The 16375-nt window shown below is 61.0% G+C and carries 15 protein-coding genes; 5 read left to right on the plus strand and 10 right to left on the minus strand.

Features of this window, described 5'->3' with window-relative positions; genetic code table 11:
- The first annotated feature begins 3 nt into the window (after window positions 1–3).
- From C2E15_RS09375 to kdsA, 3 genes are read left to right on the plus strand one after another with little or no spacing between them, the layout of a single operon-like run.
- The gene (locus C2E15_RS09375; RefSeq protein ID WP_104957128.1) at window positions 4–402 is read left to right on the plus strand and encodes a SirB2 family protein; all 399 of its coding nucleotides are present in this window, start codon (window positions 4–6) and stop codon (window positions 400–402) included.
- Entirely contained in the window at window positions 399–1208 is an 810-nt protein-coding gene (sirB1, locus tag C2E15_RS09380) for an invasion regulator SirB1 (protein ID WP_104957129.1), read from the plus strand. The genes C2E15_RS09375 and sirB1 overlap by 4 nt, the downstream gene beginning before the upstream one ends.
- Before the next feature lie 32 nt (window positions 1209–1240).
- Window positions 1241–2095, plus strand: coding sequence for a 3-deoxy-8-phosphooctulonate synthase (gene kdsA / locus C2E15_RS09385; protein ID WP_104957130.1), 855 nt, complete (start codon window positions 1241–1243; stop codon window positions 2093–2095).
- Between the two features lie 294 nt (window positions 2096–2389).
- On the opposite strand, the gene chaA is transcribed toward kdsA, so the two are convergent.
- Entirely contained in the window at window positions 2390–3487 is a 1098-nt protein-coding gene (gene chaA / locus C2E15_RS09390; RefSeq protein WP_104957131.1) for a sodium-potassium/proton antiporter ChaA, read from the minus strand.
- 390 nt (window positions 3488–3877) lie between these two features.
- On the opposite strand from chaA, the gene chaB reads away from it, so the two are divergent.
- Together chaB and C2E15_RS09400 are read left to right on the plus strand one after the other, a co-directional pair.
- A complete protein-coding gene (chaB, locus tag C2E15_RS09395; protein WP_104957132.1) occupies window positions 3878–4108 on the plus strand; it encodes a putative cation transport regulator ChaB in 231 nt (76 codons plus the stop codon).
- Window positions 4109–4403: 295 nt separating this feature from the next.
- Entirely contained in the window at window positions 4404–5081 is a 678-nt protein-coding gene (locus C2E15_RS09400; RefSeq protein ID WP_104957133.1) for a gamma-glutamylcyclotransferase, read from the plus strand.
- Window positions 5082–5113: 32 nt separating this feature from the next.
- Here C2E15_RS09400 and C2E15_RS09405 read toward each other — a convergent pair whose 3' ends face one another.
- The 9 genes from C2E15_RS09405 to C2E15_RS09445 all read right to left on the minus strand — a co-directional run bounded on the left by C2E15_RS09405 (window position 5114) and on the right by C2E15_RS09445 (window position 16329).
- A complete protein-coding gene (locus C2E15_RS09405; RefSeq protein ID WP_104957134.1) occupies window positions 5114–6541 on the minus strand; it encodes a serine/threonine protein kinase in 1428 nt (475 codons plus the stop codon).
- 54 nt (window positions 6542–6595) lie between these two features.
- A complete protein-coding gene (locus C2E15_RS09410) occupies window positions 6596–7546 on the minus strand; it encodes a hypothetical protein (RefSeq protein ID WP_104957135.1) in 951 nt (316 codons plus the stop codon).
- Between the two features lie 14 nt (window positions 7547–7560).
- Window positions 7561–8337, minus strand: a complete 777-nt coding sequence (locus C2E15_RS09415) for a PP2C family protein-serine/threonine phosphatase (protein WP_104957136.1) — start codon at window positions 8335–8337, stop codon at window positions 7561–7563.
- Complete coding sequence (tagH, locus tag C2E15_RS09420) at window positions 8334–9521, minus strand: type VI secretion system-associated FHA domain protein TagH (RefSeq protein WP_104957137.1); 1188 nt, start codon at window positions 9519–9521, stop codon at window positions 8334–8336. The genes C2E15_RS09415 and tagH overlap by 4 nt, the downstream gene beginning before the upstream one ends.
- A gap of 35 nt (window positions 9522–9556) precedes the next feature.
- Window positions 9557–10252 (minus strand): type VI secretion system-associated protein TagF, encoded by a 696-nt coding sequence (gene tagF / locus C2E15_RS09425; RefSeq protein ID WP_104957138.1) that lies wholly within the window; start codon window positions 10250–10252, stop codon window positions 9557–9559.
- A gap of 5 nt (window positions 10253–10257) precedes the next feature.
- Window positions 10258–12357, minus strand: a complete 2100-nt coding sequence (gene tssM / locus C2E15_RS09430) for a type VI secretion system membrane subunit TssM (protein WP_104957139.1) — start codon at window positions 12355–12357, stop codon at window positions 10258–10260.
- On the minus strand, window positions 12354–13577 hold the full coding sequence (gene icmH / locus C2E15_RS09435; RefSeq protein ID WP_104957140.1) for a type IVB secretion system protein IcmH/DotU: 1224 nt from the start codon (window positions 13575–13577) through the stop codon (window positions 12354–12356). The genes tssM and icmH overlap by 4 nt, the downstream gene beginning before the upstream one ends.
- Before the next feature lie 85 nt (window positions 13578–13662).
- Window positions 13663–14154 carry an SH3 domain-containing protein gene (locus tag C2E15_RS09440; RefSeq protein ID WP_104957141.1) on the minus strand — a complete coding sequence of 164 codons (492 nt, stop codon included), beginning with the start codon at window positions 14152–14154 and terminating at the stop codon, window positions 13663–13665.
- A 387-nt stretch (window positions 14155–14541) separates the two neighbouring features.
- The gene (locus C2E15_RS09445) at window positions 14542–16329 is read right to left on the minus strand and encodes a methyl-accepting chemotaxis protein (protein ID WP_104957142.1); all 1788 of its coding nucleotides are present in this window, start codon (window positions 16327–16329) and stop codon (window positions 14542–14544) included.
- Window positions 16330–16375: the final 46 nt, after the last annotated feature.

A 16375-nucleotide genomic window follows, 5' to 3' on the forward strand; every position in this document is an offset into this window, starting at 1 on the left:
ATCATGGCTGCTTACTATGGCGTAATTAAACACCTTCATCTGCTGACCGTCGCCGTTACGGTAACGCTGTTTATTCTGCGTTTTATCTGGCTGCAGAGCGGCTCGGCGATGATGTCGCGGCGCTGGGTGCGCATCGTGCCCCATATTAACGATACGCTGCTGTTTGTGACCGGCATCTGCCTGGTGATGATCACCCATTTTTATCCGTTCACGCCGCAGGGTAACTGGCTGACGGAGAAGCTGTTTGGCGTTATTATCTATGTCGCCCTGGGCGTTGTGGCTTTCGGCCGCCGTCCGCGTGAGGCTAAAGTACGCTGGATTGCCTTTATCGTGGCGCTGGCGGTGCTGGGCATCATTATTAAGCTGGCCGTCACCAAACTGCCGCTTTTGGGGATTGTATGACATCAGTAGCAAATATCGATTTTAGCGAAGCGCCGCTCTGTGAAGCGGTGATCGCCACGTCGCGCGTCATCCGCACCGACTTTCCGGCGGATGCGGTCAATGCGCAGCTGCAGGCGCTGGTGGACGAAGCGCGCGACTACGTTTCCTCGGTGGAAGGGCCGGATCTCCAGCTGGAAAAGCTGCTGGAGCTGTTTTATAAAAAGTGGAAGTTCGGCGGCGCCAGCGGCGTCTATAAGCTGTCGGACGTGCTGTGGCTGGATAACGTGCTGAACACCCGTCAGGGTACCGCGGTGTCGCTCGGCGTGGTGTTGCTGCATATCGCGCATCAGCTCGACCTGCCGCTGATGCCGGTGATCTTCCCGACGCAGCTTATTCTGCGCGCCGACTGGATGGATGGCGAAATGTGGCTGATCAACCCGTTCAACGGCGAAACGCTTAGTGAACATACGCTTGAAGTCTGGCTGAAGGGTAACATCAGCCCCACCGCAGAGCTGTATGAAGAAGATCTGGATGAGGCGGAGCCGTCCACGGTGATCCGCAAAATGCTGGATACGCTGAAAACGGCGCTGATGGAAGAGAAGCACATGGAGCTGGCGCTGAACGTCTGCAACCTGCTGCTGGAGATCGATCCTGAAGATCCGTATGAAATTCGCGACCGGGGGCTGATCTACGCGCAGCTGGACTGCGAGCATGTCGCCCTGACCGACCTGATCTATTTTGTTGAGCAGTGTCCGGAAGATCCGGTCAGTGAGATGATTAAGGTTCAGATTCACTCAATTGAACAGAAACAGGTGACGCTGCATTAAGCGGCGTCACCCTTCAATAAAAAGGCGAAGGCATGAAAGAAAAAGTTGTCAGCATCGGTGATATTCAGGTCGCCAACGATCTGCCGTTTGTACTCTTTGGTGGAATGAACGTACTGGAATCGCGCGATCTGGCGATGCGCATCTGCGAACACTACGTCAAAGTGACCGATAAGCTGGGCATTCCGTACGTATTCAAAGCCTCTTTCGATAAAGCGAACCGCTCTTCTATTCACTCTTACCGTGGCCCGGGCCTGGAAGAGGGCATGAAGATTTTCCAGGAGCTGAAGCAGGCCTTCGGCGTGAAAATCATTACCGACGTCCATGCGCCGGAGCAGGCGCAGCCGGTGGCCGACGTGGTGGATGTGATCCAGCTGCCCGCCTTCCTGGCGCGTCAGACCGACCTGGTGGAAGCGATGGCGAAAACCGGCGCGGTGATCAACGTGAAGAAACCGCAGTTCGTCAGCCCAGGCCAGATGGGCAATATCGTTGAGAAATTCGCTGAAGGCGGCAACGATAAAGTGATCCTGTGCGATCGCGGCGCGAACTTCGGCTACGACAATCTGGTTGTCGATATGCTGGGCTTCAATGTGATGAAGAAAGTGACCAACAACAGCCCGGTGATTTTTGACGTGACGCACGCGCTGCAGACGCGCGATCCGTTTGGCGCCGCGTCCGGCGGTCGTCGCGCTCAGGTAGCGGAGCTGGCGCGCGCCGGTATGGCGGTCGGCATCGCCGGCCTGTTTATCGAAGCGCATCCGGATCCGGCCAACGCGAAATGCGACGGCCCGTCCGCGCTGCCGCTCGACAAGCTGGAGTCGTTCCTGGTGCAGATGAAAGCGATCGACGACCTGGTGAAAAGCTTCCCGGCGCTCGATACCAGCAGCTAAGCCGCCAGCGGGTGGGTGAGGATAAAAGTCGCGTCGGGTTAAGGCGCGTTTACCGTTGCCCGCCGCCGTCCAGGAAACCGGAAATGTTCTTCATTTCCGGTTTTTTTATGCGCGCCTCACAGTGTCGCGCCCCGGTTTGCATTGAGAACGGCACCAGGTTAACCGTTATCGCTCTCATCATAAGGATATGACGCATGAGCTTCAGCCAGCCTGGAAATCATCTTTATTACCTTGCGCGTGACCCTCTTGCCCCGGCGTGAAAACTCACCATGTCGCCACGCCCGGGCGGCGGTTTTACAGCATAATCGTCATCAGATAGCCGACAAACAGCGCCAGATGGGCCGCGCCGTTCAGCACATTCGTGCGGCCGGTGGAGAAGGAGATATTACACAGGATCAGCACCGCGCCCATCACCACCATATGCGGCGGTTCCAGGCCGAAAATCAGCTCCTGGCCGGTCAGCGCGGCGATCAGCGTCACCGTCGGCACGGTGAGCGAGATGGTGGCCAGCACCGAACCGAAAAAGAGGTTCATCGCGCGCTGCACCTGATTAGCCAGCACGGCTTTAATCGCGCCCAGGCCTTCCGGCGACAGGATCAGCAGCGCCACCAGGAAGCCGGTGAACTGCTGCGGCGCATTCAGCTCGGTCAGCAGATGCTCCAGCGGGCCGGCGTTCATTTTGGTTACGCTAATGACCGCCACCAGATGCACCAGCAGCCAGAATGTGTGCCACAGGCTGCTGTGCGCCGACGGCTTGCCGTGATGCGGATCGCCATCGTCGCTGTCATCCTCATGCTCATAGACGAACAGGCTCTGGTGCGTTTTGGTCTGGATCAGCAGAAACACGCCATACATCGCCGCGGAAATGGCGGAAATCATCAGCGCCTGGGGGGTGGTGAAGTTGCCGTTCGGCAGCGCGTTGGGAAATACCAGCACCAGAATCGCCAGCGGGAAAATGGCGATCAGATACTGCTTTACCCCGGCGAGATTGACATACTGCGTGGCGAATTTGCGTCCGCCCAGCAGCAGCGCAAAGCCGACCAGGCCGGAGGTCACGATCATGATGATAGAGTAGAGGGTATCGCGCATCAGCGCCGGCGCCGCGCCGCCGGTTGCCATCAGCGCGGAGATCAGGCTGACTTCCAGGATCACTACCGACAAACTTAAAATCAGCGAGCCGTAAGGTTCTCCCAGCCGGTGCGCCAGTACGTCAGCATGGCGAACCACGCTAAAGGCGCTGCTGAGAATGCCGACCAGTGCCAGCAGGTTGATGGCGACCACCAGCGGCATGGAGGTTGCATCGCCGTACAGCCAGAGAACGGCCAGCGCAGCGAGCGGAAAAAAAAGCGAGTATTCGGTATGGCGGGTTTTTTTGCTGTCATGCGTCCCCATAGGCAACGTTCTCCTGTCTGTGTCAGTACATGCCTCATTACAGAAACCCCAGTGTGGGTCTCTAAAGATTAAGCGCTGCTGGCCTTTTCACCAGCGGACACAGTTTAGCCAGCTGACACAAATTCGCATGTTATTTTACTTTTTTTTACCTCATGGAGGGAAAGTGGCGGCAGGGCGTTATAAACGCAGTAAATAGATTAAATATTATTATTATCAATAAGTTAATTTTAACGTTTCATCAATAAATAGCGACTTTCCTTGCGCTTTTGCGTGAGATAAGCCTCTTTTTCTGCGGGGGTTTTACCGCTTTCGCGCTCTGTTGTGCGCTTATCACACTGGAAAAATGCCCACGCTGAGCCACACTTAAGCTGTACGCAAAAAGGAGGAAATATGCCTTATAACGATCGCAGTTCACTGCCCGACAACGTGACCAATGTGTTACCGGCGCACGCGCAGGATATCTATCTGGCGGCATTCAACAGCGCCTGGGATGAGTATCAGGATAAGAAAGAGCGTCGGGGCGACGAGTCGCGGGAAGAGGTGGCGCACAAAGTCGCCTGGGCGGCGGTGAAAAGTAAATATGAAAAGGGTGACGACGATAAATGGCATCCTAAAAAGTAACCCGCCATGCCGGGCGCGTCGCCATTGCAGCAGAGGCGTCCGGCAGCGTGCGGTAACAATCGTGAGCCCGCGCATTTTCTGCAAAAATTTCCCTTAAATCCCTCAAGAGTTGCCCTGAACCGCCGATGCTTTTTATAGCACCATTTTCTTTCGTGACCGGTCTCACACTTGAAGCCGAAGGCAGAAATGAATAAGGTCATTAGACGTTAGCGAAACGACGGGCGCGCCAGAGGGCTGGCGGCGGAACATCGCCTGGTCGTCACCGGGATGCGGTGAAGCGGTTGAGGAGGCTGAGTTGTTAACACGTGAATTCTTATTAAAAGCAGACTGCAAAACCGCTTTTGGCGAAATTGAAGCGTCATTGTTATGGACCTGCGAGCAGCGCGCGGCATCGCTGGCGGCGACGCTGGCCTGCCGGCCGGATAACAGTCCGGTGTGGATTTTTGGTTATGGTTCCCTGATGTGGAATCCGGTATTCGAAGCGGAGGAAGTTGCCGCCGCCACGCTGCCGGGCTGGCATCGCGCCTTCTGCCTGCGCCTGACGGTAGGGCGCGGCACGGCGCAGCAGCCGGGACGTATGCTGGCGTTGAAAGAGGGCGGCAGCACCACCGGACTCGCGTTTCGTCTGCCGGACGAACGGCTGCATGAGGAGCTGGAGCTGCTGTGGAAGCGCGAAATGGTCACCGGTTGCTATCTGCCCAGCTGGCGCGAGTTGCGGCTCAGCGACGGCCGTCAGGTCACGGCGCTGGTGTTTGTGATGGATCCGCGCCATCCGCTCTATGAGTCAGATACCTGTTCCCGCACTATCGCGCCGCTGATCGCGCGCGCCAGCGGGCCGCTCGGCACCAACGCGCAGTATCTCTTTTCGCTGGCGCAGGAGCTGAACCAACGCGGCATGGAAGATGCGGCGCTGACCGACCTGGCGCAGCAGGTGCGCGAGCTGCAGGTTTGTCATCATCATCTGCAGGGCTAAGAAAAACGCCGCCTCTAAGGGGCGGCGTATCATTACTTATCGCTGCGCGGCGGGTTGATAAGCCAGGTGCCGGCGCGATTGATCTCCAGCTGCTGGATATGGACGCCATCCTGCTGCTGGACTTCGATGCGATAGTTCCCGGCGGCCAGGTTCAGCGCTGCATAGCCATTATTGCTCGGCTTCACATCCAGCGTCTCTCCGTTCAGCTTCACCGTTTCACTGCTGCGCAGGCGCAGATAGACCGTCGCCAGCGTTGGGCCGTTGCCCTGCGGCGGGGCGCTCTGCGCCGCGCTTGTCCCGGCTGCGGTGGCGGCGGGCTGGGTCTGCTCGTCGCCGCCGTTGAGCAGCGCGGCGATAGCGATCACCGCCAGCAGGGCGCCGCCGCTCAGCAGCACCAGCGGAAGCGAAAGCCGGCGCGGCGCGCGCGTGGTCAGCGGATCGGCGCTGGCGGCGCCATGGTTAATCGCCAGCACCACCGGTTCCGGCGTCGCCTCAATCGGTTCCGGCTCCGGCGCTTTCTCCTGCACCGGGCTGACAGCGCTCACCAGCTCCTGTACATCGCTAACCGGCAGCGAAATCAGCGTCGCCAGCTCGTCGACAGATTGCGGACGTTCGGCGGGCTTCATGCGCAGCGCGCGATCCACCGCATGCAGCAGCGACAGCGAGTAGCCGGCGGGCTGGCGCTGCGCCAGCGGCTGGTAGTGATCTTCAATGCAGCGCACTACGCTGGCCGGCGGCGGGCTGCCGGTGATCAGCGTATGCAATACCGCGCCGAGGGCGTAGATATCGGTCCACGGGCCCTGTTCGCTGTCGGTCTCTTCGCTGTACTGCTCAATCGGCGCGTAGCCCGGCTTCAGCATAATCTCCGTTTCGTCAGAGAGGTTGCCGATCTCCTTGCGCGCTGAGCCGAAATCGAGCAGCACCGGCAGCTGGTTATCCTGAATCTGGATATTATCGAGCGCGATGTCGCGATGCAGGTAGCCCGCCTGATGAATGGTGCTGATGGCGCCGAACAGCGGCGGCAGCAATTGACGGATCCACGCCTCGTTGATGGTCTCAGGATGCTGCTGCTGCCACGCCTTCAGCGACATGCCGCTGTACCAGAGCGTGCCCATATAGGCGGTGCCGTTCTCCTCCCAGAAGCGCAGCACGTGCAGCAGGCCGGGATGGTTGAAGCGCGCCAGCAGGCGCGCCTCCTGAATAAAGCTGCTCAGCCCGGCGTTAAACAGCCTGCCGAAGCGTTCGCTGCGCAGCCCCAGCGAGAGATCGTCATTACGTATCGCCAGCGAAGCGGGCATATACTCTTTAATGGCGATGGTGCGTTCCAGCAGATGATCCCAGGCGCGGTAGACAATGCCGAAGCCGCCGCCGCCAATCACATCCTTGATTTCAAATTCATTGAACCGGTGGCCCGCCGGCAGGGCGCCAACCACCATATTCTGTTCTTCGTTTGCCGACATAGTTGCCACTCTCTGAGCGTTTACGGCCTGTTTACTGCAGGCGCGCGCCTGCGTTTAATTTAAGGTGCGGTAAGCGCCGATCGCCGGATCGGCGAGATCGGGATGCAGCGCATCCACCAGCATCACGGTGATTTTCTGGCTGGCCGGCAGCTGGCTCGCCCAGGCTTTGCGCGCCGCCTTCACGCGTTCTCGTACCGCGCTCAGATCCTGCGCCGCGCTTTTATCCATCTGTACCAGCAGTACGCCGTTGAAACGCCAGAGGTGCAGCTGGTTATCGAACGGCAGCAGCAGCCAGCTCGCTTCCGCGTTCTCTTTGGCGATCACCATGCGCTGATTATTAATGCTGACCACGCTCAGCGTTTTGTCGTTGGTCGTCAGTCCGGTCAGGGGATAGCCCTGCCAGAAATTCACCGCTACCGGCTGGCTCTTGCCGTTGTTGACCAGCGTCAGCTCGCTGGCGCCTTCCAGCCAGCCTTCAGTCGAACAGGTCAGATCGCGGTTATCGGGAATAAACAGCGACTGGCCGTCATCATCCCACCAGGTGCGGAAATGGCAGCCGCCTGGCAGTTCGAAGTGCTGCAGCGGCTCGCTGTTGGCGGGGCGCGACAGATCGAGCGGCGCCGCGTTGCCGGCGTTCGCCGCCGCGGTAGCGTCGGCGGTCACCACCGGCCGCCAGTTTTGCGCTTTCACTGCGGTGCCGCTGGCGAGCGAGGCGCCCGACTTATCGGTCATCTCCCACGGCAGCTCCTGCAATTTTCCGCACTGATTGGCAAGCAGGGTACCGACGCGCGGTAAAAAAGTCGTTAACACATCAGAAGCTTTGCTTTCGCCGGAAACAATGCGCAGGTGCAGCGTATCCTGACACCAGTCCTGCGGGTCGTTGCTGGCGACATTATCGATAAACACCTCCAGCGCCATGCTGGGGGAGTAGACCACGCGATAGTTCTCCGCGCTGGCGGCGGAGGCCATCAAAAGCGTGATAACGCCGGACAACCAGTATTTCATAACGTTCCTTGATGTTAACCGCGAGGCGGCAGCAAGCGTGCCGAATCAGCCAGTGACTGTAATAAAGTGGTTTCCTGAGGCGAGCCGATCCAGATAGCCACGGCGCTCAGGTTATCGTTTTTGCGCGTCCGGTCGACGGCCTGCTGCATCAGCGTCAGCCACTCTTCGCAGCTGTTCACCATGCGCAGCGCCTGTTCCATCTCGGCAATGGCCAGATGCAGCCAGAAACCGTCGCTGCAGACCAGAAACGCATCGCCATCCTCCAGCGCGACCACCTCGCTATAGCTGGCCTCGCGCATCGTTTCGGCGCCCAGCGCATTATAAAGTAAATTACTGTTAATGCCGGTATTTTCATACCCGGCATCCTTCATACGCTGCGCCAGGCTGTGGTCGCGCGTCACCTGTTTCAGGTAGCCGCGACGGAAGTGATAAATACGGCTATCGCCCGCGTGCGCCCACCAGGCAAGCTGCTGCTCGCGGTCGATAAACAGCGCCGCGAGGGTAGTACTCATACGCTGCAGTTTCGGATTAATCTGCTGCGCTTCGCGGATGGCGCGATCGCTTTTCTCAATCGCCAGACGGCTCTCATCGGCGCTGAAGCGGTCGGCGGCGGCCATGGCGTCCAGCAGGGTGTCGCAGGCGATGTGCGCCGCCTGTTCACCGCCGGGCAGGCCCGCCACGCCGTCGCACACCACAAAGCAGGCATTCCGGTCGGTCAGGCTGTGTCCCACCCGGTCCTGATTATTGCTGCGCTCGCCCTGTTGCGAGGTAATGGCAAAGGCGATATTCATTCGTTATCCATCCGCATTTGAGAATCTTTATACTGGTTTACTTCCATATCATAGGCGTGCAGAAAGGCTTCGCCGAACAGGGAATGGAAATCGTCCTCCAGCTCGCCGGCGGTGCGCTGATAGCTGCGCATAAAGTAGTCCCACAGCGCCGCCTTGCGGTGCGGGGTAAAGCGCATCTTCGGCAGCTGGCCGTCCTGACGCGCGTTCTCCTCCAGCCGCTGCGGATTAAAGGATTGCAGCATCGCGGCGATGATGGCGCGGATGCCGGCGATCATGCCCAGCTGGTGCGCCTGTAGATCGACCAGCGCATCGCGCACCGCCTGCTCCGGCTGCATAAAACCGGGCATCTGGCTCTGGTACATCTGCATCAGCACCGTTTTGCCGGAGGGCAGGATTTTAAACGGGTTGTTCGCCTCGTTCAGGATCATGGTCATCTCCGCCTTGACCCCGCGCTTCAGAATCGATCGGGAGGAGAGCAGCGCCACGGTGCCCTGCGAAAACAGGCTGAGCATGCGCCCTGTCATGCGCATCTGCTCTTCGGTCAGGCCTTCATTGCCGTGATTATCCAGCCCCATGCCGTCCAGCAGCGCGCGGATCAGCTTTTCATCGCTGCAGGGAGCCTGCTGCTCATGTCGTTCCGCGCGCTCGGCCCGTTCGCCGCGATCGCGCGGCAGCGGGTCGATATCCAGCCGCGCGCCGCTGTGGGCGCCGGCGCGTCCGGCGGCGCTTTCCGTCGGCGACGGTTCCAGCGTGGTAGTGGCGACCGGCGTCGCCTCGTGCTGCAGAATGCCAAGCGGATCGCCGGAGAGGCTCTGCTGCTGCTGAAACAGCGCCAGCGGATCGAGGCTGCTGGCGAGGTTTTCGCTGACCGTCTCATGCTGCGGATCCTTAACCTCAATCTGATAATCGCCGATGGTCAGCCGGTCGCCATGATGCAGCGTTACCTGGCAGTCGCGCTCCAGCGGCTGGCCGTTCAGCACCACCGTGGTGACGCTGCCGCGATTGGTGAGCCGGCATTCGCCCTGTGCGGAGACATGCACTACCGCCTGCAGGCGCGAGATGGCCCGCGCTTCGTCCGGCAGCACCAGATCGTTATCCTGACTGCGGCCAATGGTGCCGCCCGGCGGTAAAAAATCGACTGTCTGCGCGGGCACGCCTGTCTGTTGCACAATGGTAAATCGCATGATGGTTCCTGCATCAAAAGTCGGGACAAAAAGCGCTACTCAAACATCGGAGGATAAAGGCCGTTACGCCCCGGCTGCGCGCCGGCCGCCGGGTTAAACAGCAGGGAAAACAGCTGCGCGTTCAGGATGCCGCTGTGCTTGTGGGTGGCGTGTGGGAAACCGTCGCTGCGGTTGCTCCACCAGTAGCTGATAAAGTGCTGCGGATTAAAACGATCGGCCACCTCGCGCCAGCTCAGGGTACAGGGCAGATCCTGATAGCCGATCACATCCATAATCGCCGAGCGCGCCTTTTCCGGCGTCGGCAGCGGTGCCAGCGCCAGCAGGTTCTGCTCCAGCGTGTCGACCGCCAGCGGTTCGCGCACCGCCTGCAGCAGGCAGGCGCCCAGCTGACGATACCAGTCGCCGGCGATAATCAACTGCGCCGGGTGCCACTGTTCAGGCGTAAAGGTTTGCACCGCCACCAGCGGCCAGATGCGGCCGACGCGATCGCGCGAGGGGAGCAGACAGCCCATCTGGATACGCTGAAAGCCGGGCGTCACCGGGATAACGAAATTCCAAACCGGCGCGCGCAGAAAGGCGTCCGCGGCGGCGCTTTGCTGATGCCACTGCGTCACGCCCTGCTGAAACCAGTTAGACCAGCCGGTGACCAGGCTTTCCGCCAGCCGCCGTTGCAGGAAATCGCCGGTGACCGGTAGTTTGCCATACCAGCCCGGCGCGAATTTCTGCGCCATAACAGTTACCTCACTGATACCGATTGCGCACCGCCGGAGGACGGCGCTTCAGCGGCGGCGAGCTTTTTGCCGTCGCGGGCCGATTCGGCCAGGCTGGCGGCCAGCTTGCGCATCATCAACGCGTTGTCGCGCGCGAAAGGCGACGACTGGATCTGACGATCGAGCAGCTGGCTGAGATGCCAGTCAAGCTGCTGCAGATCGTGCGTGGTGACGCTGGCAGGCAGCGTCCGCTGTAAATTTTGCATAAGCCAGCCGCGCAGGAACTCGCCATCGTAGTTGCGCGGCTGATAAAGCATCTGATAGGCGCGCAGCGCGTTGCGGCTGAATTCGCTGTCATCACCCTTATCACTGCCGAGAATGCGCGTAATTTCCTGAGCGACGCGCGGCAGCAACAGCGATTTCAGCGCATTCTGATACAGCACCCAGGCGGCGTCGCTCACCTGATCGCCGCGATAAAGCCCGGCGCGCATGCTGAGCGGCGGGCTGTCGAGCGAAAAGCCCTCTGTCTGCGGCAAATTCACCAGGCTATTCAGATAGGGTAGCAGATCGAAAATGGTGCCGGTGTTTTGCCGGGCAAGTTCCGCACCCTGGCGCGTCAACGGCGGGACACGCTCAGCAATTTGCTGTAAATAGTGCTGGTTCTGGTAGTAGCTGGTCAGCCAGAGACCGCAGGCCAGCACCAGCGCGGCGGCCAGGGTGCCATAGCTGCACCAGTGCAGCAGGCGGTTGCGCTCTTCCCAGCGGCTGTCGCTGCCCGCCAGGCCGCTTTCGGCGAAAATCAGATCGCTCAGCAGATGACGGATAAAATAGCTCTGCCCTTTGTTGCCGGGGATCGGCGCGGCGCGGTTAACGCTGTCCCAGGCGGCAATGGAATGCTCGCCGGTGCGCGGCAGCTGCAGCTTACGCGTTAGCTGGCCCATAATGCGATCGAACGGCAAGCCTTCCTGGGTGCCGCTGGTGAAGAACAACCCGCGCGGCGACCAGCCGACCGCGCCGCCCACCGGCGCGAAGACGATCTCAAGGTATTCCGCCAGCAGCGGGCGCAGCGAGGCGAACTCCTGCGGGAACAGGAAGCAGTCGGCGCGCTGCACTAAATCGTTCTGTTGAACCATGCGGTGCGCCACGTCGCGCTGCAGCTGCTGCTGCAGCAGGGTGAACTGCTGTTCGAAATGGCTGCTCAGCGGCTGGCTCGCCTCGCGGCCCGGCTCCCAGGGGAAGGTAAAGCCCCAGATGCGGTCGCGCTGCTGCTTATCCAGCGTAGCGAAATAGCCCATAAAGCCTTTCAGCAGGTCGGTTTTGGTCATCATGATATAGACCGGGAAATGAATGCCGGTATGCTGATGCAGCTCCTGCATGCGCTGGCGCAGGGCGGTGGCCTGGGCATAGCGCGCTTCCGGCGCGTCGCTGAGCAGATCGGCGACGCTGATGGTCATGATCACGCCGTTGACCGGCTGACGCGCGCGATAGCGCTTCAGCAGGGCGATAAAGGTCTGCCACTCGCTGGCGTCGCGCGCGCGTTGGCTCTCCTGCAGGGTATAGCGCCCCGCGGTATCCAGCAGCACGGCGCGATCGGTAAACCACCAGTCGCAGTGGCGCGTGCCGCCGATGCCGCGCACCGCGTTTTTCCCCAGGCTGTCGGTCAGCGGGAACTCCAGCCCGGAGTTGAGCAGGGCGGTGGTTTTCCCGGCGCCCGGCGCGCCGACGATCACATACCAGGGCAGCTGATAGAGCCAGGGCGCGCGGCCGCCGCGGCGGCGGCCGAACTGCGTTTTTTTCAGCAGGGCCATTGCCTCGTTAAAGCGATCGGTCAGCATATTTTCCGTCGCCTGCTGCTCTATCGGATCGAATGCCGCCTGCTGCTGCAGGTTAGTCAACAGGCGATTATTAAACCAGGCGTTATAGAGCCGTGGGATCAGCTGCAGCAGGATCCAGAGAAAGTAGCCGAGGCCGATTGCCAGCTGGCGGTTAAACACCGACTCCAGCGGACGGCTCTCGCCGAGGGTCAGCAGCGGGCCGACAATCCATACCAGGCAGGCGAAGGCGCTGATGCTGATAAATCCCCAGGCCAGGCGGCTGGCGAACAGAGGGGGCCAAACCTTCTTCATTGCGGCGTCTCCTTTTGCGCATGGTTAACCGGCGCCGGAGCGGCGAACAGCGTAATTTCGATACGGCGGTTGCGGGCGCGGTTCTCTTCGCTGTCGTTGGGCAGCAACGGATCGCTGTCGCCGCGACCTTCCGCTTTAACCTGACGTCCCGGCGGCAGCTGCTGATCGAGCAGCGCGCCGATCGCTTTGGCGCGCGCCAGCGAGAATTCGTAGCTGGAGGGGAAGCGGTTGTTGCGCGGCGCGCGGTTATCGGTATAGGCCGATACCAGTACCGTGCCTTTGATATCCTGCATCGCGGCGGCGACGCGCATCAGCAGGGCGCGCCCGACGCTGTTCAGCGCGGTGGCGCCCGGATCGAACAGCTTGTCGGCGGGCAGAATGATTTTGCTGCCGAACGCGCCGTCGCTGACTTCCAGCTGACCGGCGGCCAGTACGTCGCTAAGACGCTGGCGCAGGTTAAGCAGCGATTGCGGCGTGTCAGCTGTGCGTGACAGGGTCACTTCAGGCAGCGGCGCCTGGTAGATGGCGCGCAGCAGCGGCGCCGCCTGGCTGCCGAGCCGCCAGTTAAGGCCGCTGTAGACCAGGCTGGCCAGCAGCGCGGTCATCACCAGACACGCCCAGATCGGCACCGGCGGGCGCCAGAACTGGCTGGCAAGCGGGCGGGTTTCCACCGTGGCGCTGTCGGGAGCGGCACCGCCCTGGCGCGTTTCGTCGATCAGCTGGCCGAGACGGGTAAGAATGGTATCGCGCTGCTGACGGCCGTTCTCCATGCCGCGGTAGCGGCCTTCGTAGCCGAGCAGCAGACAATAGTGGATAACCTCCAGCAGCGCCAGATGCTGGGCAGGGGTTTGCGAAAGCCGGGAGAGCAGCTGAAAGAATTTCTCGCCGCCCCAGCTCTCGTTATGAAAGGTAACCAGCAGGCCGTTGCCGGACCAGACGCCGCGAATGCCCCACGGTGTCTGCGCCGCCGCCTCATCCAGCGCGCTGCACAGACAGTAGCGGGCGCCGATAATGGTTTCAAACGGCAGGCCCGCCCGCTTGCAGCGGTTTTCAAACTGACGCACTTCCTCCACCAGCTGCAGGCGCAGCCCGGCCGGATCGTCATGGGTGGCGGCCATACGAATATGCACAATGGTATTCAACAGCGGCGAAGCCGCTGCCAGTAATATGTTCTCATTGCTCGTGTTGTGTGCGTCACGGGCAGCGTCTACAGGCGTCATTGAATCACATTATTCCAGACTGAAAATATCCCATCTTCAGCAGTAACCGGGAGTTCCTGCCGGACTGCGCGCCGGCAGGCGTTGCTTAATCGAGGATCCAGGTGGCGGTATTCGCTTTGCGGCAGGCTTTGCTGGCGCCGCCCACATCGACACAAACCTGCTTGCTGGCGCGGCGCGGACGCGGGCGATCGTTGCGCAGCGTCTCCTCGTAGCGATCGGCGGCGACGCCGGCCTTCAGCGGCACGTAGCCGATAAGCTGGGTATCCTCCGCGTCGGCGATGGCCAGCCAGTTGTTTTCCACTTTGCCCAGCACCTGGAACGGCTTGCCGTTTTCCAGATAGCGCACCACTTTTCCGCCGTAGTCGGGCGACGTCATCACCGAGGCGTCGTAGAGCGCGCGCCAGGTTTCATCAACCGGGGTGAATTCCGCGGGCGCGTTAACCGCATGCCGATGCACCAGCGTCACGCCGTTGACGGTGCTGCTGACCAGCGTGTCGTCATTAACGGGCGGCGACGGCGGTTTACAGCCAGCTACGGTCAGAACAGCGAGCAATGTCAGCGCGAAACGAATTTTCACTTTGATCCTCACGATCTCATCAGGTTATCTGGACAAAAGCCAGACCGGGTAGCGCAGAAACGCGGCGGGCAAGCCTGACGCTTGCCTGACAGTGACGCGGCTGGCTGGAAAAAATTGCTCAGATTTACAGAAAGATAAAACCAGGCTCAGTCTACCTGACACTTTTGAGATTTCAAACTATTGCACGAGCCTGTTTCTCATGTTATTTGCCGCCGCGCGCGCGGTGAGACGACGCGCTTTCCGCTAAGTCTTTGCGAAGTATAGTCAAGGCGCCAGGCGAAGCGCGGGCTTAATCAGGGGCGCGAAAAAAGCGGGCGAAAAAAAGAGGCGAGAGTGATAAGCCTGACCGACGGCGCGGGCGCGCCGTCGGAGCAGTAATTTCAGAATTTACAGACGGAAGTGACCGGCGGTTTCCGCCAGCTCGTTGGCCTGGAACTTCAGCGCGCCGGCGGCGGCGGTCGATTCCACTACCAGCTCGGCGTTCTGCTGCACCATCTCGTCCAGCTTGCCGATCGCCAGATGCACGCCCTGAATGCCGCGCAGCTGCGTTTCGCTGGCGTGGGTGATGCTCTCCATAATTTCCGAAACGCTGGCGACGCTGCTGACGATATCGGTCATGCTTTCACCCGCCATGCGCACGTAGCGCGACCCGGCCGCCACGCTCTGGGTGGTGCTGTCGATCAGGCCCTTGATCTCTTTCGCCGCCTGGGCGCTGCGCTGCGCCAGGTTGCGCACCTCGCCGGCGACCACGGCGAAACCGCGACCCTGCTCGCCGGCGCGTGCCGCCTCTACCGCCGCGTTCAGCGCCAGGATATTGGTCTGGAAGGCAATGCCGTCGATCACGCTGATGATATCGCCGATTTTGCCGGAAGCCTGTTCGATGGTCTCCATGGTGGCGATCACGCTGGAAACCACGTCGCCGCCGCGGCGCGCCGCGTCAGATGCTGAGGCGGCCTGCTGATTCGCCTGCATCGCCGACTGAGTGGAATCGGTGACCGAATGGCTGATAGCATCCATGGCGCTGACCGTCTCGCGCAGGTTGTTGGCCGCCTGTTCGGTACGCCCGGAGAGATCGGCGTTGCCGCTGGCGATTTCGTTGGCCGCAACCTGCACCGAGGCGCTGGCGTCGCGCAGCTGGGTCATCACCGTCGCCAGCTTATCGGTAAAGGCGTTAAAGGCGCTGGCGATTTGTGACACTTCATCATCGCCGTTGACCGGCAGGCGCTGGGTCAGATCGTCGTCCCCGGAGCTGATGGCGCGCATCGCGTCGCGAATGGAAATCAGACGACGCATCAGCGCGCCGATCAGCAGGCCGATAACCAGCGCCGCGACCACCACCAGCAGCACCAGCGACACCGCCGAGGTAGAGAGCAGGGAGCGCATGCCGGCGGAGGCGTCGTTTTTATCCAGCGCCACCACCAGATACCAGTCGGTGCCGCTGACCGGCTTCGCCAGCAGCAGCTTCTCCACGCCGTTCAGACGCGCCGTCACCGGCTGCTGACTCGCCAGCAGGGCGGGCACGTCGAGATCGGGCAGCAGGCTTTTCACCGGCTTCAGCGCCATACCGGCGTCGCTGGTGGTAACGATGGTGCCGTTCTTATCGATCAGCAGGCCGCTGCTGGCGGGCGTCGGACGGATAGCGCCGACGTTCGCTACCACGCTGTCCATCGCCACGTCGCCCGACAGGACCGCCTGCAGCGCGCCGTTCGCCACAACCGGCACGGCGAAAGCGACCACCAGCTTGCCGCTGGCGACATCGATATAGGGCGGCGTCACGATCGGTTGGCCCGCCGCCTGCGCCTGTAGGTACCACGGCCGGCCGGTTGGATCGAAATCGGGCGGGATGCCCGCCGCCTCGGAGAACTTCGCCACTTTGCTGGCGTAGCCGGCGTAGACGTTGGTAAAGCCGCCTGCCGCGGCGATCTGCTTAAAGGCCGGCACCGAATCGGCGCTGAGCGCTACCGGCGTCAGCGAGGCGATCATCGCCGATTTACCGCTCACCCACTCGGCAATCGCCGCGTCATGGCTTTTGGTGACCGCTTCCAGCGTATCGGTAATCGCCTGCTGGTTATATTTTTCCGCCACCCGATAGTTGAGCGTGGTGTTGATGATAAGCGCCGTCACCACGCTGGCGGTGGTGATGGCGACGAGACGAGCGCGGATCGAAGAGAGCATGGTGAAGCCTCATATCACAGGGTTTTACCTGATATCGGTCGATGTC

The organism is Mixta gaviniae (genome assembly GCF_002953195.1).
Classification (GTDB): domain Bacteria; phylum Pseudomonadota; class Gammaproteobacteria; order Enterobacterales; family Enterobacteriaceae; genus Mixta; species Mixta gaviniae.

What these genes read in the sequence shown, in the direction of transcription:
- C2E15_RS09375 (WP_104957128.1), top strand. Translation starts at nt 4, where the DNA reads ATGGCTGCTTACTATGGCGTAATTAAACACCTTCATCTGCTGACCGTC.
- sirB1 (WP_104957129.1), top strand. Translation starts at nt 399, where the DNA reads ATGACATCAGTAGCAAATATCGATTTTAGCGAAGCGCCGCTCTGTGAA.
- kdsA (WP_104957130.1), top strand. Translation starts at nt 1,241, where the DNA reads ATGAAAGAAAAAGTTGTCAGCATCGGTGATATTCAGGTCGCCAACGAT.
- chaA (WP_104957131.1), bottom strand. Translation starts at nt 3,487, where the DNA reads ATGGGGACGCATGACAGCAAAAAAACCCGCCATACCGAATACTCGCTT.
- chaB (WP_104957132.1), top strand. Translation starts at nt 3,878, where the DNA reads ATGCCTTATAACGATCGCAGTTCACTGCCCGACAACGTGACCAATGTG.
- C2E15_RS09405 (WP_104957134.1), bottom strand. Translation starts at nt 6,541, where the DNA reads ATGTCGGCAAACGAAGAACAGAATATGGTGGTTGGCGCCCTGCCGGCG.
- C2E15_RS09410 (WP_104957135.1), bottom strand. Translation starts at nt 7,546, where the DNA reads ATGAAATACTGGTTGTCCGGCGTTATCACGCTTTTGATGGCCTCCGCC.
- C2E15_RS09415 (WP_104957136.1), bottom strand. Translation starts at nt 8,337, where the DNA reads ATGAATATCGCCTTTGCCATTACCTCGCAACAGGGCGAGCGCAGCAAT.
- tagH (WP_104957137.1), bottom strand. Translation starts at nt 9,521, where the DNA reads ATGCGATTTACCATTGTGCAACAGACAGGCGTGCCCGCGCAGACAGTC.
- tagF (WP_104957138.1), bottom strand. Translation starts at nt 10,252, where the DNA reads ATGGCGCAGAAATTCGCGCCGGGCTGGTATGGCAAACTACCGGTCACC.
- tssM (WP_104957139.1), bottom strand. Translation starts at nt 12,357, where the DNA reads ATGAAGAAGGTTTGGCCCCCTCTGTTCGCCAGCCGCCTGGCCTGGGGA.
- icmH (WP_104957140.1), bottom strand. Translation starts at nt 13,577, where the DNA reads ATGACGCCTGTAGACGCTGCCCGTGACGCACACAACACGAGCAATGAG.
- C2E15_RS09445 (WP_104957142.1), bottom strand. Translation starts at nt 16,329, where the DNA reads ATGCTCTCTTCGATCCGCGCTCGTCTCGTCGCCATCACCACCGCCAGC.